Origin of the sequence: Pseudomonas sp. lyk4-R2A-8, assembly GCF_030209095.1 — a bacterium.
In the GTDB taxonomy this organism is placed as follows: domain Bacteria; phylum Pseudomonadota; class Gammaproteobacteria; order Pseudomonadales; family Pseudomonadaceae; genus Aquipseudomonas; species Aquipseudomonas quebecensis.
Genome location: NZ_JARVSS010000032.1, coordinates 1 through 14845 on the forward strand (window position 1 = coordinate 1; position 14845 = coordinate 14845).

The window sequence follows — 14845 nt, forward strand, 5'->3', positions numbered from 1 at the left end:
GCGGGGCAAGCCCGCTCACCACAGTTACAGTGTTCCTCCTTAACTGACTGGCATTTGACCCTTGGGCCGCCTCTTTTATCACGGCGCCGTCAGTATGATCCTGGACTTGTGTAGCTCATTTCTGAAGCGCTAAAACCGCCCCTGATTCCCCTTACGTCTCCTGGGTTGCCTTCCTATAGTTGGCCGCCACAGTCACTTGGAGGTGTAATCCTTGCAGGGAGCCTACGCATTTATCAATGAGCGACCGCAGCCTTATCCACTGCTCAAGCTCAGCCTTTCTCTTAATCCCCATGCGCAAACAAAGTTCGACACCGTCAACCACCACATCCGCAATGTCGTGGTACTGCCAGGGCAGTTGGTGATTATTCCTGATGCGCGCACGGCGTCTTGCACTGCTGAAGAAGCGCAACTGATGCGCTCAGCGCAGAACATAAAACAGGCGTTGCTGGCGCATTCTGCTGCTGATCAGTTTTTGATCAAAAACTACGATCAGCTACAGGCAATCATGTCCCACGCCTCGCTCACCATCGGAAGCGGCACCGGTGCATGGAGCAAGCACTTGGCGCAAATCGAAAAGACCCTTAAGGACATCGACGAGTTGCATAAGCAGTACTTGAAGAACGGGACTATGGGGGGCGAGGAGTGAGTTTCTGGCTAATCGCAGGACGCTATTTGCGAGGCTGGATCTTCAGCTCTCTGGTATGGCGCGTTTTGGTACGGGGTTGAAAAATGAGGGCTCTATTAAAAAAATGCTGGGTATTTCCAGTAAGAGCTATTGGCATCACGGAGAAATTCGTGGGTATGAGGAGACGGTCAAGCGCGTAGCCAAGGCTTCAGAGATGTTGAAAAAAGGAACGTATATTGGGATCGCGCTGGATGTCGGAGTGACCGCGTTGGAAATAACGGAGGCATGTTCCACCGGACGCGAACAGGAATGTACGCGGGCGAAGTTTGTAGAGGGAGGAAAACTGGCGTTCGGGGTTGGTGGGGCAGCGTTCGGCGCAGAGGTTGGTGCTGCTGTCGGAATGGTCGCCTGTGCAGTAGTCTTTGGCACCCCTACCGCCGGAGCAGGAGCGCTAGGCTGTGCAGTTGTTGGCGGGATTATTGTAGGTGCAGCCGGAGGCTCGCTAGGAAACAAGTATGGAGAACAGGTTGGTACGAGTCTTTATGAGACTTCAGGGGGTAGCGAATGACGCTTGAGCCCCTTGGGATGATATCGGCCATTATTATGATGTTGAGTTACCCCATATGTATTTATGCCATCTATACAAAACTTGAAGAAGCCGAGGACTATTTAAAACTCAGCACATTTATAGTGACGGTCAAATACAGATTTGGGTTCGGTCTGTTTGGAGGGAAACTGAAACGTCTCTTCGTTATCGCGATCGTTATCCTCATCCCAAAGGTTTTTCAATGGCGCCACTTGGTGCTTACCGAGGACGTAAGGCGTATGCCGAAAAGGCTCAAACTATGGATGGTCCTGCCCTTCCTGCTCACTATGTCTTCCTTCGCCGGAATGGCCTTGTCATGGTTTCTGACTGAGTAATGGTCATAGCAAGTAAAAAAGAGGGGGAGCCGGTTAACCGGCTCCCCCTCTTTTTTATGCTTCGAATTACAGGCTTTCGAGAATGTCCGCCATATCGTCCGCGTGTTCTTCTTCCTGGGCCAGGATTTCTTCGAAGATGCGGCGGGTGGTCGGGTCTTTGTCGCCGATGTACTGGATGATCTCGCGGTAGCTGTCCACCGCGATCCGCTCGGCCACCAGGTCTTCGTAGACCATTTCTTTAAGCGTGTTGCCGGCTACATATTGAGCATGGGAGTTCTTCGACAGCAGGTCGGGGTTGAACTCCGGCTCGCCGCCCAATTGCACGATGCGCTCGGCAAGTTTGTCGGCGTGCTCGGCTTCCTGGGTGGCGTGCTCGAGGAATTCCTGCGCGGCGACGGCGGCTTTGACGCCGCTGGCCATGAAGTAGTGGCGCTTGTAGCGCAGCACGCACACCAGTTCAGTGGCCAGTGAGGCGTTGAGCAGGCGAATGATTTCTTCGCGGTCGGCGTCATAGCCCTGGGTTACGGCACCGTTTTCGACGTTCTGGCGGGCGCGGCTGCGCAGGGTCGCAACGTCGGTCAAGTTTGCTTCAGTCATCTCAATCTCCTGGGGCTAATCCGGGTTACGTCACGCTCTGTCGGTGTGATCGCTCCAAGTTGTGAGTACCGGGCCGGGCAAAAAGTTTTATCGGATTTGCCCGCGACGTCATGAGGCAGACTTGCGGCTGGGCTAGTCTGCAAGGCATCACGCGGTTTTCGAGGATGTTCGCTTCATGCCGAAGTCGTTGGCTACACGTTATCCACTGGTGCTGGTGCCCGGCATGCTGGGCTTCGTGCGTATCGGGTTCTTCCCTTACTGGTACGGCATCGTCCCGGCGCTGCAGGCGGGCGGGGCGGTGGTATTCCCGGTGCAGGTGGCGCCGCTGGATTCCAGCGAGGTGCGCGGCGAGCAGTTGCTGCTGCAGATCGAGCGAATCCGTCGCGAAACCGGGGCCGACAAGGTCAACCTGATCGGCCACAGCCAGGGTGCGCTCACCGCACGCTACGCGGCGGCCATACGGCCGGAATGGGTGGCGTCGGTCACGTCGGTGGCCGGGCCCAATCACGGCTCGGAGCTGGCGGACCATTTCCACACGCATTACCCCACCGACAGCGTCAAAGGGCGGTTGGTCAGCGCAGTGTTTCACCTGGTTGCCTGGATGATGGGCCTGCTGGAAACCGGCTATCGCGGCCCGCGCTTCAAGGCGGACCTGCGGGCCTCGCACCAGTCCCTGACCAGCGCCGGCGTGGCGCTGTTCAATCGTCACTATCCTCAGGGTTTACCCGACAGCTGGGGCGGGCAGGGCGCCGAGGAGGTCAATGGCGTGCGCTACTACTCGTGGTCCGGCACCTTGCAGCCGGGCAAGACTGACCGTGGGCGCAACCTGCTGGATGGTACCCACCGCAGTTGCCGGCTGTTCGCCCGCAGCTTCCTACGCGAGAAGGGCCAATGCGACGGCATGGTCGGGCGCTACAGTTCACACCTGGGTGTGGTGATCGGCGACGACTTTGCGCTGGACCACTTCGACATCGTCAATCAGTCCCTGGGCCTGGTGGGCAAGGGCGCCGAGCCGATCCGCCTATTTGTCGAACACGCACGACGCTTGAAGGACGCCGGGGTTTAAGCGGGTCGACGCACCGGTGTGGTCCAGCGCTCCGACAGAATCACCCCGCCCAGGGTCAGCAACCCGCCCACCAGGTGATACAGCGCCAGTTCCTCCTTGAGCACCACCGCCGCGATCAGCGCGGTGATCAACGGCAGCAGGTTGAAAAACAGCGTGGTGCGACTCGGTCCGAGAGTTTTCACCGAATGCATCCAGGCCAGTGGCGCAAGCATGGACGCCAGCAGGCACGCGTACAGCACCAGCGGAATATTTGCCCAGCCCAGGCCGGCCTTCGCCGACAACAAGTACAGCGGGAACAGCACCACCACTGCCACCAGGATCTGCAGGTACAGCAGCACCAGCGGCGGCAGGCGCAGTTGCCATTTTTTCAGCAGGGTGCTGTAGACCGCGTAGGCCAGGGTGGCCACCAGCATCATCGCGTCACCCAGGTTGACCCCGTGTTGCAGCAGCGCGCCGAGGCTGCCGGCCGACACCACTACCGCCACCCCGGCAAACGACAGCATCGCCCCCGTGAGCGCGCCAAAGGTCAGGCGCTGGCCGAGGCTGATAATGGCGGCGGTCAACGCCATCAACGGCATCAGCGACAGAATGATGCCCATGTTGGTGGCACTGGTCAGGGATGCTGCGTAGTACGCCAGGCTCTGGTACACCGCCATGCCCAGCACGCCGAGGATGCAGACCTTGCCCAGGTTGGGCCGGATGGTCGCCCAATGAGCGAGCACCGGCTTGAGCATGAACGGGGTAAACAGCAGCGCCGCGAGCAGCCAGCGGTAGAAGCCGATTTCGGCAGGGAAGATCGAACCCACGGCCAGTTTGTTGACCACGGTATTGCCGGCCCAGATGAAGATGGCCAGCAGGGGATAAGCGTATTGCATGACAGCGCCGCATGGATGAATGAGCGGGGATTATCCTCTCTCTGCGCAGGAAGGTGTAACAGGGTTTGACTACACTCTCGAAAGACCGCGCCCCCCGGCCCGGTAACAGGGAGAAAACTCCATGAAGATGCTGCGTATACCGTTGTTGATGATGGGCCTGCTGTTGTGCTCCCAGGGCTTTGCCGCCACCGCCCAGCAAACCAAGATGACCACCTGTAACGCCGAAGCCACCACCAAGACGCTCAAGGGCGACGAGCGCAAGGCGTTCATGAAAACCTGCTTGTCGGCTCCGGCCGCCAATGATGCGAAGACGCTGACGCCGCAGCAGCAAAAAATGAAGGATTGCAACGCGTCGGCGAAAACCAAGGCGCTGACCGGGGACGCGCGCAAGACCTTCATGAGCAGCTGCCTCAAAGGCTGACCGCGCAGGCGATCAGGTGTGGGAGGTGGCGAGCCTCCTCCCAGCACATTCACAACCTACCCACTCGCTTGATTCCCTCAAGGCTGGCAGACTGCCCATCCTTTAACGCCGTTCGTTTTGAGGCTGTATGCCAACGTTTTCTCAGCGTCATATGTTGTTGCTGGCCAGCTACATCATTATTTTTGGCGGATTGCTGCTGGTATTGCCGCTCAAATTGCTACCCAGCCTGCTGGCCGGCCTGTTGGTTTACGAGCTGGTCAACATGCTCACCCCTCAACTGCAACGGCTGATCGAAGGCCGACGCGCGCGCTGGCTGGCGGTAGCCTTGCTGGGCACTGTAATCGTCAGCGTGCTGGCCCTGATCTTTGCCGGTGCTATCAGCTTCCTGCTCCACGAGGCGGAAAATCCTGGCGCCTCCCTCGACAAGTTCATGGGCGTGGTCGACCGCGCGCGCGGCCAATTGCCGCCGTTTCTCGACGCCTACCTGCCCGCCAGCGCCGCCGAGTTCCGTGTGGCCATCGGCGACTGGCTGAGCAAGCACCTGAGCGAACTGCAACTGGTGGGCAAAGACGCGGCGCATATGTTCGTGACGCTGCTGATCGGCATGGTGCTCGGCGCGATCATCGCGCTGCAGCGCATCCCTGACCTGACCAAGCGCAAGCCCCTGGCCGCGGCGCTGTTCGACCGCCTGCACCTGCTGGTCCAGGCGTTTCGCAACATCGTCTTCGCACAAATCAAGATCGCCGCGCTCAACACCGCCTTCACCGCCGTGTTCCTGGCCGTGGTGCTGCCGTTGTGTGGCATCCATCTGCCGCTGACCAAAACCCTCATCGTGCTGACCTTCCTGCTTGGCCTGCTGCCGGTGATCGGCAACCTGATGTCCAACACCTTGATCACCATCGTCGCGCTGTCGCTGTCGATCTGGGTGGCCGTGGCGGCGCTGGGCTATCTGATCGTGATTCACAAGGTCGAGTACTTCCTCAACGCCCGCATCGTGGGTGGGCAGATCAGTGCCAAGTCGTGGGAATTACTGCTGGCGATGCTGGTGTTTGAAGCGGCATTCGGTTTGCCGGGGGTGGTGGCGGGGCCGATTTACTATGCGTATTTGAAGAGTGAGTTGAAGCTGGGAGGGATGGTTTAGGCTTTGTGTTGTCTGGGCTGACGCCATCGAGGGCAAGCCCCCTCCCACCTTTGAATGCGTTCACAAATCAAAATGTGGGAGGGGGCTTGCCCCCGATGAACTCACCACGGTATTTCAGGTGAAACTCAGCAACCGTAGCGCTTACTCGCCTCAATCGCCAACCCGCTGCCGATACTGCCGAAGATATTCCCTTCCACATGCCGCGCATTCGGCAGCATCGCCGAGATGCTGTGGCGCAGCGCCGGGATGCCGCTGGAGCCGCCGGTGAAGAACACGGTGTCTACCTGCGCCACGCTGACCGAGGCATCGTTGAGCAGTTGAGTCACGCTGCCACGTACGCGTTCGAGCAGGCCGTCGATGGCTGACTCGAACAAGGTGCGGCTCAGGTCCACGCTCAAGCCGCGCTCGATGCGGTCGAGCGGCACATGGCGATTGTCGTCGTGGGTCAGCTGGATCTTGGTTTCTTCCACTTCCATCGCCAACCAGTGCCCGGCGCGCTGTTCGATCAGCTTGAACAGGCGGTCGATGCCACCGGTGTCTTCGATGTCGTAGCGCATGCTGCCCAGGGCCAGCTGGGATTTCTGCGAGTACACCGAGTTGATGGTGTGCCAGGTCGCCAGGTTCATGTGGTGGCTGGTGGGCATGTAGGCGCCGCTCTTCATGCGGCTGCCGTAGCCGAACAGCGGCATCATGCCGGCCAGCGACAGTTGCTTGTCGAAGTCGGTACCGCCGATGTGTACGCCGCCGGTGGCGAGGATGTCATCGTGGCGGTTGTCGTTGTGCCGACGGTCCGGCGACAGGCGCACCAGCGAGAAGTCCGAAGTACCGCCGCCGATGTCGACGATCAGCACCAGCTCTTCCTTTTCGATGGTGGACTCGTAGTCGAAGGCCGCGGCAATCGGTTCGTACTGGAACGAGATGTCCTTGAAGCCGATCTTGCGCGCTACGTCGACCAGGGTATTTTCCGCTTCCTGGTCGGCCATCGGGTCGTCATCGACAAAGAACACCGGACGGCCCAGCACCACTTCTTCGAACTCGCGGCCGGCGTTGGCTTCGGCGCGGCTCTTGAGTTGGCCGATAAACAGCGCCAGCAGGTCGGTGAAAGGCATCGCCGTGCCCAACACGCTGGTGTCGTGCTTGATCAGCTTGGAGCCCAGCAGGCTCTTGAGCGAGCGCATCAAGCGGCCTTCGTAGTTTTCCAGGTACTCGTGCAGCGCCAGGCGACCGTACACCGGGCGGCGCTCCTCGAAGTTGAAGAACACCACCGACGGCAGCGTGATTTTGTCGTCCTCCAGCGCAATAAGTGTCTGCGCGCCCGGGCGGATCCAGCCGACGGTGGAGTTGGACGTGCCAAAGTCGATGCCGCAGGCACGGGCCGGGGATGGGTTTTTCATGTCTATCGGGTTCCGGTCGGAAAACGGCCGCGCAGTGTATGCCAGTCGCGGACGGATGCGTAGGCCGACCATCCGTTAAATCATGCTTGAAAGTCACCGATTTGCCCCCACATCTGTTGCATACGGCTAGCGCCGATAACACTTTGACGCACCCCCAGGCCACAAGACTCAACAAGTGCAGAGCAGCGCACCTTGTGCCCCAGGCTGTGCGATCTCGATTAAAGGATGGTGAACCGCCGATGGATTTCAAAGACTACTACAAGATTCTGGGTGTCGAGCCGACGGCCGATGACAAGGAAATCAAGACCGCCTATCGCAAGCTGGCTCGCAAGTACCACCCCGATGTGAGCAAGGAAAAAGACGCCGAAGCCAAGTTCAAGGACGCGTCCGAAGCCTATGAAGCGCTCAAAAGCGCGGACAAGCGCGCCGAGTACGACGAGCTGCGCAAGTACGGCCAGCATGGTCAGCCGTTCCAGGGGCCGCCGGGCTGGCAGAGCCGCGGCGGCTTTGGCGGTGGCCAGGACGCGGGCGACTTTTCGGACTTTTTCAGTTCGATCTTCGGCGCGCGCGGCGACGCCTTTGGTGGCGGCCAGCGCCGTTCCGCCGGGCGCAAGGGCCAGGATGTGGAGATGCAACTCTCGGTGTTCCTTGAGGAGACGCTGTCCACCGAGTCCAAGCAGATCAGCTTCCAGGTGCCGCAATACGACGCCTCGGGCCGGCATGTCAGCAACACCACCAAGAGCCTGAACGTGAAGATCCCCGCCGGTGTGACCGACGGCGAGCGTATCCGCCTCAAGGGGCAGGGCGCGCCGGGCATCGGCGGTGGGCCCAATGGCGACCTGTACCTGATCGTCAAGTTTGCGCCGCACCCCAAATTCGAAGTGGATGGCGAAAACCTGATCATCAACCTGCCGCTGGCGCCGTGGGAGCTGGCGTTGGGCACCGAAGTCGCGGTGCCGACCTTGACCGGCAAGATCAACCTCAAGGTGCCGGCGGGCAGCCAGAACGGTCAGCGCATGCGCGCCAAGGGCCACGGCTTGCTGAACAAGGCCGGGCAACGCGGGTTCCTGTATGTGCAGCTCAAGGCCGTGATGCCCAAGCAGGCCGACGACGAAACCATCGCGCTGTGGCAGGAACTGGCCAGGAAAGCCAACTTCAACCCGCGCGAAAACTTCTAAGCCCGCCCCGACGCGAGGCCGTTACAGCGAGCGCGGCAGCACCACCGTGAAGGTGGTGCCGTCCGCCTCGCTGGACGTTACTTCGATGCTGCCCCGATGGGCCAGCACCACTTCCTTGACGATAAACAACCCCAACCCGAGGCTGGTGGAGGTGCTTCCCGGTTCCTCGTGGACGCTGCGCACCAGTGGGTCGAATACCGTGCCCAAGGCCGCTTCCGGAATCGGCGCGCCATAGTTGTGCATGCGCAGCTCCACGCCGTCGGCCAGGCCCTTGAGGGTCAGGGTTACCGCCTGGCTGTTGGCGCCATGCTGCAAGGCGTTGCCGATCAGGTTCTGCAGGAGCTGGTCGATGCGTCCACGGTCCCATTGGCCGTGGGTGTCCCCATGGATGATCAGGGCCGGGTTGCATTCCGGGCGACCTGCGCACGCCTCGGCAATGGCCTCGCGCGCCGCGTCCGCCAGGTTCATGGGTTTGGGCTCGATGGGCAGGCTGCTGCCCAGACGGCTGCGCACGAACTCCAGCAAGTCGCTGACCATCGCGCCCATGTGACGCGCGCCGTTGCGGATATTGCCCAACAGGCTCACCCCCTGGCTGTCCAACTGTGCCTTGCGCAGCAGCATCTCGGTCGACATGTTCACTGCCTGCAGCGGCGCGCGCAGGTCGTGGCCAAGAATCGCCAGAAAGATGTCCCGCGAGCGCGCCACCTGTTCGGCGTAAGCGGCGGTGGATTCGGCCAGGGCTTCGTCGATGGCTTCATTGAAGCGGATCATGTCCTGCAGGTCTGCTCGTTGCGGGGTGTGCACGCTGTCGACCCACAGGCGGATCACGCACGCGCGCAAATGCCGGAACTCGGAAGTCATCTGCACCAGGTCAAAGCCCACGGTGTGGCGCAGTTCGCCATGGCTGGCGGCGGCCTGGTCCAGGCTGGGGGTGTTCTCCGGGCCTGCGCCCTTGGCCTTGGCGGCTTGTTCGCTGGCGCTTTGGCGGGTGTTCATGTCACGGGCGGCGGCCAGCAGGATCGAATGGGCGTGGTCGCGCAATTGTGTGCGGTTGAGGGTGTCGGCGGCGGGGGTCAGGGTCTGGGCGAAAAGCTCCCATTCATCAACGATCTGCTCGGCGTGTAACACGATGAATTCGGATAAACGCATGGCCAGGTTTCCAGAACGGTGAAAGCGCGTGGCGCATCGTAGCGCCATACGCGTGCTTCATTCACTGGCCCTGCAGGTGAATGCCGATGAACGGTCAGAACAGAAAATAACGCTGGGCCATCGGCAGCACGTCCGCCGGTTCGCACCAGAGCAGTTGCCCGTCCGCCTTGACCTGGTAAGTCTGCGGATCCACTTCGATGGCCGGCAGGTAATCGTTGTGGATCAGGTCGGTTTTCTGCACATCACGGCAGCCCTTGACCACGCCGATGCGTTTCTTCAAACCCAGCGCTTCGGGCAGGCCTTCGTCCAGGGCCGCCTGGCTGATAAATGTCAGGCTGGTGGCGTGCAACGAACCGCCGAAGCTGGCGAACATCGGGCGGTAATGCACCGGCTGCGGCGTGGGGATCGAAGCGTTGGCGTCGCCCATCAGGCTGGAGGCAATGGCGCCGCCCTTGAGGATCAGCGTCGGCTTGATACCAAAGAATGCCGGGCGCCACAGCACCAGGTCGGCCCATTTGCCGACCTCGATGGAGCCCACCTCATGGCTGATGCCGTGGGTGATCGCCGGGTTGATGGTGTACTTGGCGATATAGCGTTTGGCGCGGAAATTGTCGTTACCCACGCCGTCGCCGGGCAGGGCGCCGCGCTGTTTCTTCATCTTGTCGGCGGTCTGCCAGGTGCGAGTGATGACTTCGCCGACACGCCCCATGGCCTGGCTGTCGGAGCTGATCATCGAGAACGCGCCGAGGTCGTGCAGGATGTCTTCGGCGGCGATGGTTTCGCGGCGGATGCGGCTTTCGGCGAAAGCCACATCTTCGGCGATGCTGGGGTCCAGGTGATGGCAGACCATCAACATGTCCAGGTGTTCGTCGATGGTGTTGCGCGTGAACGGCCGCGTCGGGTTGGTGGAGCTGGGCAGCACGTTAGGGAAACCGCAGGCCTTGATAATGTCCGGCGCGTGGCCGCCGCCGGCGCCTTCGGTGTGGTAGGTGTGGATGGTGCGGCCCTTGAGCGCGGCGAGGGTGGTTTCGACAAAGCCGGACTCGTTGAGGGTGTCGCTGTGGATCGCTACCTGCACGTCGTAGTCGTCCGCCACGCTCAGGCAGTTGTCGATGCTCGCCGGGGTGGTGCCCCAGTCTTCATGCAGCTTCAAACCGACGGCGCCGGCCTTGACCTGTTCGATCAGCGGCCCCGGCAGGCTGGCGTTGCCTTTGCCGGTAAAGCCGATGTTCATCGGGAACGAATCGCTGGCCTGCAGCATGCGCGCCAGGTGCCACGGGCCTGAGGTGCAGGTGGTGGCGTTGGTGCCGGTGGCCGGCCCGGTACCGCCGCCGATCATGGTGGTGACGCCGCTGGTCAGGGCCTCTTCGATCTGTTGCGGGCAGATGAAATGCACATGGGAGTCGATACCGCCGGCGGTGAGGATCATGCCTTCGCCGGCGATCACTTCGGTGCTGGCGCCGATGGCCATGGTCACGCCGGGTTGAATGTCCGGGTTGCCGGCCTTGCCGATCGCATGAATGCGCCCGTTCTTGAGGCCCACATCGGCTTTGACGATGCCCCAGTGGTCGATGATCAGCGCGTTGGTGATCAGCGTGTCGACCACCTCGGCGGCGAGCAACTGGCTCTGGCCCTGGCCGTCGCGGATCACCTTGCCGCCGCCGAATTTCACTTCTTCGCCATAAACAGTGAAGTCCTGCTCGACTTCGACGAACAGCTCGGTGTCGGCCAGGCGGACCTTATCGCCGACGGTGGGGCCGTACATGTCGGCGTAGGCTTGTCTGGAAATCTTCATGTGTGTGTCCTCGATCGTTCCCACGCTTTGCGTGGGAATGCATCCTGTGACGCTCTGCGTCACGATGGTAAGAGCGGACGCGGAGCGTCCATGGCGGCATCCCACGCGGAGCGTGGGAGCGATCAGTCGAGGTCGCCCATGATCCGCCCGGCAAACCCGAATACCCGCCGCCCGCCGGCCAGATCCACCAGCTCGACCTCACGGCTCTGCCCCGGTTCGAACCGCACCGCCGTGCCCGCCGGAATATTCAGGCGCATGCCACGGCTGGCGGCACGATCAAACGTCAGCGCGTCGTTGGTCTCGAAAAAATGGTAGTGCGAACCCACCTGGATCGGCCGGTCGCCGCTGTTGGCCACGCTCAGGGTGACGGTGCGGCGGCCGACGTTGAGTTCGATCTCGCCGGGCTGGATCTGAAATTCACCAGGAATCATGCAGGTTGCCCCAGGGTCTTGAAGTAGATGGCGGTCGGGCTGTAGCGCCCGTCCGGGCTTTGGCAGTAATCGGGCAGTTCACCGATCTTGGTGTAGCGCAGCGCCTGGTAGAAGGCTTCGGCACCGGAGCCGGCTTCGGTGTCCAGGTACAGCAGCCCGCGTTTGTGCTGGCGCGCGGCGAGTTCCAGGGCGTGCATCAGTTGCTGGCCCAGGCCGTGGCGGCGCGCGCTGCTGTGCACCAGCAACTTCTGCACTTCGGCGCGGTTGAGACCGTTGGCTTTCTGGCACAACGCCAACTGCACACTGGCGATCACCTGCTCTTCGCGCACCACCACCCAGAGCAGCAGGCTGCCCTCCTGGATACTCGCCTGCACGCCGTTCAGGTAGGCGCGCGCCTGGGCATCGTCGAAATCGGCCATGAAGCCCACCGACGCGCCATGCCTGACGGCGTCCAGCAGCAGGTCACTCAAGCCCTGGCGGTAATGGGCGAAACTCTCCGCGTTGACTCGACGCAGTTGCGCAGCATTCATCGGTCTCACTCCTTGGGCGGTTCGGCGCCGGGGTTCAGGGCCAGTTGCATAAAGGTCAGGTCCAGCCAGCGACCGAACTTGATGCCCACCTGCGGCATTTGCCCGGTGGTGACGAAACCCAGGCGCTCATGCAGGCGGATCGAGGACTGGTTGCCGCTTTCGATGGCCGCGACCATCACGTACTTACCGGCACTGCGCGCCCGTTCGATCAGCGCTTGCATCAGGCGTGGGCCGAGGCCTTTGCCGCGCTGGTCATGACGCACATACACCGAATGCTCGACGCTGTAGCGAAAGCCCTCGAATGGCCGCCAATCGCCGAACGAGGCGTAGCCGGTGACTTCATCGTTTTCCACCGCCACCAGGATCGGATAACCCAGGGCCTGGCGCGCGTTGAACCACGCCAGGCGGTTGGCCAGGTCCACCGGCTGTTCATTCCAGATAGCCGTGGTGTTGCGCACCGCGTCGTTGTAGATATCGCGAATGGCGGGAAGGTCCTTTTCGGTTGCATCACGAATCATGGCTGGGCCTCAGGCTATCGGTTGGTGAACGGTGACCAACTTGGTGCCGTCCGGGAAGGTGGCTTCCACCTGGATATCCGGGATCATCTCCGGGATGCCTTCCATCACCTGTTCACGGCTGAGCAGGGTGGTGCCGTAGTGCATCAGGTCGGCCACCGTGCGCCCGTCGCGTGCGCCCTCCATCAAGGCGGCGGAGATGTAGGCAATGGTTTCCGGGTAATTGAGCTTCACACCGCGCGCCAGGCGCCGTTCGGCCACCAGGCCGGCGGTGAAGATCAGCAGTTTGTCTTTTTCCCGTGGGGTCAGGTCCATGGTTCAGTCCGTCGTGAAATACATTCGTAAATACAATGGAGATTAAGTGTGAGAGGGGGCTTGCCCCCTCCCACATTTTTGATCTTCATGTGCTCCAGATTCTCGGTGATACCGCTTCTCGGCCCAATATGGCCGGGCGCAACAGCCGCCACACATCAATCAACCATCCCCGCGCCAGCAACGCCTCGCTGGCCAGGCAACGGGCCACCAGCAAGCCGGGCAATTGGGTCAGGTCGCCGCGCACTGCGTTGGGCAGAGAGCGGCATTGTTCAAGCAGCTCAGCGGTTATTTCGCCGGTAACAAGCAACGTGGCGAACACCGGTTGCCCATCCAGCCCGATCGGCGATTCCAGCAACCCATCGCCGCCGACGATGCGCTGGCGTTCGTGCCAGAGCAATTGCCCGTCGCGGCGGATATCCAGGTGCGATTGAAAGTGCCCAAGGTCGAAACGTTCACCACTGGCCGGGCGGCCCAGCGCAACCACGTCCCAATAGAACAGGCGGGCATCGCCGTGCAGGTCGATGCGCGTGGTGAGTTCGGCCTGGGCGGCGCTGAACACGATGGTTTCCTGGGGCAGCCACTCGAGGGTGGCGCCGGCTTCGACGGTCAGCGCGAGTTGCTGATACGCCGGGCCGCCGGCGCGGTACCACTTGGCCGCGCCGGGGCTGGTCAATTGCGCCCAGGCACCTGCGGCGACATGGGCCGTTATATCCAGGCGATCCCCGCCGGCAATCCCGCCGGGCGGGTGCACGATGATGTGCTGGCACACCTCGGGGCCTTCGGCATACAGATGCTTTTGCACGCGCAGCGGGCCGAGGTGGCGGCGCATCACAGGGCGCGTGGTGTCGCCCACGCGCGCATAGCCGAGCTCCAGCGCGGCGTGCCAGCTGGGGGTGAACAGGGCAGGGGAAACGGGCAGGTTCATCTTTATGTGCTTATCGTTAGGACGCTACAGATTAGATCGTTACGAGACCGCGCACACCGTCGCTTTCCATATTTTCACCACGGCCTTGCTGCACGATTTCACCCCGGGACATCACCAGGTACTGGTCAGCCAGCTCGGCGGCAAAGTCGTAGAACTGCTCCACCAGCAGAATCGCCATATCACCACGGGCCGCGAGCTTCTTGATGACCGCGCCGATCTCCTTGATCACCGAGGGCTGGATGCCTTCGGTGGGCTCATCCAGGATCAGCAGGCGCGGTCGGCTGGCCAGGGCGCGGCCGATGGCCAACTGTTGCTGCTGGCCGCCGGACAAGTCGCCGCCGCGCCGATGCTTCATCTGCAGCAACACCGGGAACAGTTCATAGATAAACGCCGGTACTTCCTTGGCTTCGGCGCCGGGGAAGCGCGACAAACCCATCAGCAGGTTTTCCTCCACCGTCAGCCGCCCGAAAATCTCCCGGCCCTGGGGCACGTAGGCGATCCCGGCATGCACGCGCTGGTGCGGCTTGAAGCCGGTGATCGGCTTGCCTTCCCAATTCACCGCGCCTTCTTTGGCCGGCAGCAGGCCCATCAGGCACTTGAGCAGGGTGGTCTTGCCCACGCCGTTACGGCCGAGCAGGCAGGTCACTTCGCCGATCTTCACGTCAAACGAAAGCCCGCGCAGGATGTGGCTACCGCCGTAGTACTGGTGCAACTTGTCGACTTGCAGCATGTTCAATTCTCCCCATGATCGTTCCCATGCTCCGCGTGGGAATGCATCCCGTGACGCTCTGCGTCACCATTGCGCAGGGCTTGAGCCGTGCGTTGGCAGCGGGACGCGGAGCGTCCCTGGCGGCATTCCCACGCGGAGCGTGGGAACGATCAAAAACGAAAGCCCGCGCAGGATGTGGCTACCGCCGTAGTACTGGTGCAGCTTGTCGACTTGCAGCATGTTCAATTCTCCCCATGA

18 protein-coding genes and 1 pseudogene are annotated in these 14845 nt (G+C 61.7%); 7 read left to right on the forward strand and 12 right to left on the reverse strand.

The window, feature by feature from the left end; genetic code table 11:
* The first annotated feature begins 211 nt into the window (after positions 1–211).
* Genes QRN10_RS22760 through QRN10_RS22770 form a run of 3 tightly spaced genes read left to right on the forward strand, consistent with a single transcriptional unit; the run spans position 212 to position 1546 of the window.
* Complete coding sequence (locus QRN10_RS22760) at positions 212–646, forward strand: hypothetical protein (protein WP_285429205.1); 435 nt, start codon at positions 212–214, stop codon at positions 644–646.
* Positions 647–701: 55 nt separating this feature from the next.
* Positions 702–1193 (forward strand): hypothetical protein, encoded by a 492-nt coding sequence (locus QRN10_RS22765; protein WP_285429206.1) that lies wholly within the window; start codon positions 702–704, stop codon positions 1191–1193.
* Entirely contained in the window at positions 1190–1546 is a 357-nt protein-coding gene (locus QRN10_RS22770; RefSeq protein WP_285429207.1) for a hypothetical protein, read from the forward strand. The genes QRN10_RS22765 and QRN10_RS22770 overlap by 4 nt, the downstream gene beginning before the upstream one ends.
* Positions 1547–1612: 66 nt before the next feature.
* On the opposite strand, the gene QRN10_RS22775 is transcribed toward QRN10_RS22770, so the two are convergent.
* The gene (locus QRN10_RS22775; protein ID WP_181080433.1) at positions 1613–2143 is read right to left on the reverse strand and encodes a ferritin-like domain-containing protein; all 531 of its coding nucleotides are present in this window, start codon (positions 2141–2143) and stop codon (positions 1613–1615) included.
* Between the two features lie 175 nt (positions 2144–2318).
* Here QRN10_RS22775 and QRN10_RS22780 point away from each other — a divergent pair, with 175 nt between their 5' ends.
* Positions 2319–3209, forward strand: a complete 891-nt coding sequence (locus tag QRN10_RS22780) for an esterase/lipase family protein (protein WP_285429208.1) — start codon at positions 2319–2321, stop codon at positions 3207–3209.
* On the opposite strand, the gene QRN10_RS22785 is transcribed toward QRN10_RS22780, so the two are convergent.
* Positions 3206–4084 (reverse strand): DMT family transporter, encoded by an 879-nt coding sequence (locus QRN10_RS22785; RefSeq protein ID WP_181080431.1) that lies wholly within the window; start codon positions 4082–4084, stop codon positions 3206–3208. The genes QRN10_RS22780 and QRN10_RS22785 overlap by 4 nt on opposite strands.
* Positions 4085–4205: 121 nt before the next feature.
* On the opposite strand from QRN10_RS22785, the gene QRN10_RS22790 reads away from it, so the two are divergent.
* Both QRN10_RS22790 and QRN10_RS22795 read left to right on the forward strand, forming a co-directional pair.
* Complete coding sequence (locus QRN10_RS22790) at positions 4206–4505, forward strand: PsiF family protein (RefSeq protein WP_181080430.1); 300 nt, start codon at positions 4206–4208, stop codon at positions 4503–4505.
* Between the two features lie 127 nt (positions 4506–4632).
* Positions 4633–5646: an AI-2E family transporter gene (locus tag QRN10_RS22795; RefSeq protein WP_181080429.1), complete on the forward strand. Its 1014-nt coding sequence runs from the start codon at positions 4633–4635 to the stop codon at positions 5644–5646.
* Between the two features lie 125 nt (positions 5647–5771).
* On the opposite strand, the gene QRN10_RS22800 is transcribed toward QRN10_RS22795, so the two are convergent.
* Positions 5772–7040 carry an Hsp70 family protein gene (locus QRN10_RS22800; protein ID WP_253510214.1) on the reverse strand — a complete coding sequence of 423 codons (1269 nt, stop codon included), beginning with the start codon at positions 7038–7040 and terminating at the stop codon, positions 5772–5774.
* Between the two features lie 239 nt (positions 7041–7279).
* Between QRN10_RS22800 and QRN10_RS22805 the strand changes: the two genes are divergently transcribed.
* Positions 7280–8218, forward strand: a complete 939-nt coding sequence (locus QRN10_RS22805) for a DnaJ C-terminal domain-containing protein (protein ID WP_181080426.1) — start codon at positions 7280–7282, stop codon at positions 8216–8218.
* 21 nt (positions 8219–8239) lie between these two features.
* Here QRN10_RS22805 and QRN10_RS22810 read toward each other — a convergent pair whose 3' ends face one another.
* The 9 genes and pseudogenes from QRN10_RS22810 to QRN10_RS25420 form a co-directional block, all read right to left on the reverse strand.
* Positions 8240–9367, reverse strand: coding sequence for a sensor histidine kinase (locus QRN10_RS22810; protein WP_181080425.1), 1128 nt, complete (start codon positions 9365–9367; stop codon positions 8240–8242).
* Between the two features lie 94 nt (positions 9368–9461).
* Positions 9462–11162, reverse strand: a complete 1701-nt coding sequence (gene ureC, locus QRN10_RS22815) for an urease subunit alpha (RefSeq protein ID WP_285429209.1) — start codon at positions 11160–11162, stop codon at positions 9462–9464.
* A 122-nt stretch (positions 11163–11284) separates the two neighbouring features.
* On the reverse strand, positions 11285–11593 hold the full coding sequence (locus QRN10_RS22820; RefSeq protein ID WP_181080423.1) for an urease subunit beta: 309 nt from the start codon (positions 11591–11593) through the stop codon (positions 11285–11287).
* A complete protein-coding gene (locus QRN10_RS22825; RefSeq protein WP_253510222.1) occupies positions 11590–12123 on the reverse strand; it encodes a GNAT family N-acetyltransferase in 534 nt (177 codons plus the stop codon). Before QRN10_RS22825 ends, QRN10_RS22820 begins: the two co-directional genes overlap by 4 nt.
* Before the next feature lie 5 nt (positions 12124–12128).
* Positions 12129–12641 carry a GNAT family N-acetyltransferase gene (locus tag QRN10_RS22830; protein ID WP_181080421.1) on the reverse strand — a complete coding sequence of 171 codons (513 nt, stop codon included), beginning with the start codon at positions 12639–12641 and terminating at the stop codon, positions 12129–12131.
* 9 nt (positions 12642–12650) lie between these two features.
* Positions 12651–12953 (reverse strand): urease subunit gamma, encoded by a 303-nt coding sequence (ureA, locus tag QRN10_RS22835; RefSeq protein WP_003171437.1) that lies wholly within the window; start codon positions 12951–12953, stop codon positions 12651–12653.
* A gap of 85 nt (positions 12954–13038) precedes the next feature.
* A complete protein-coding gene (locus tag QRN10_RS22840; RefSeq protein WP_181080420.1) occupies positions 13039–13878 on the reverse strand; it encodes an urease accessory protein UreD in 840 nt (279 codons plus the stop codon).
* Positions 13879–13909: 31 nt separating this feature from the next.
* Positions 13910–14608, reverse strand: coding sequence for an urea ABC transporter ATP-binding subunit UrtE (urtE, locus tag QRN10_RS22845; protein WP_253510224.1), 699 nt, complete (start codon positions 14606–14608; stop codon positions 13910–13912).
* A 153-nt stretch (positions 14609–14761) separates the two neighbouring features.
* A pseudogene (locus QRN10_RS25420) lies at positions 14762–14827 on the reverse strand (hypothetical protein); the annotation flags it as partial.
* Between the last annotated feature and the right edge of the window lie 18 nt (positions 14828–14845).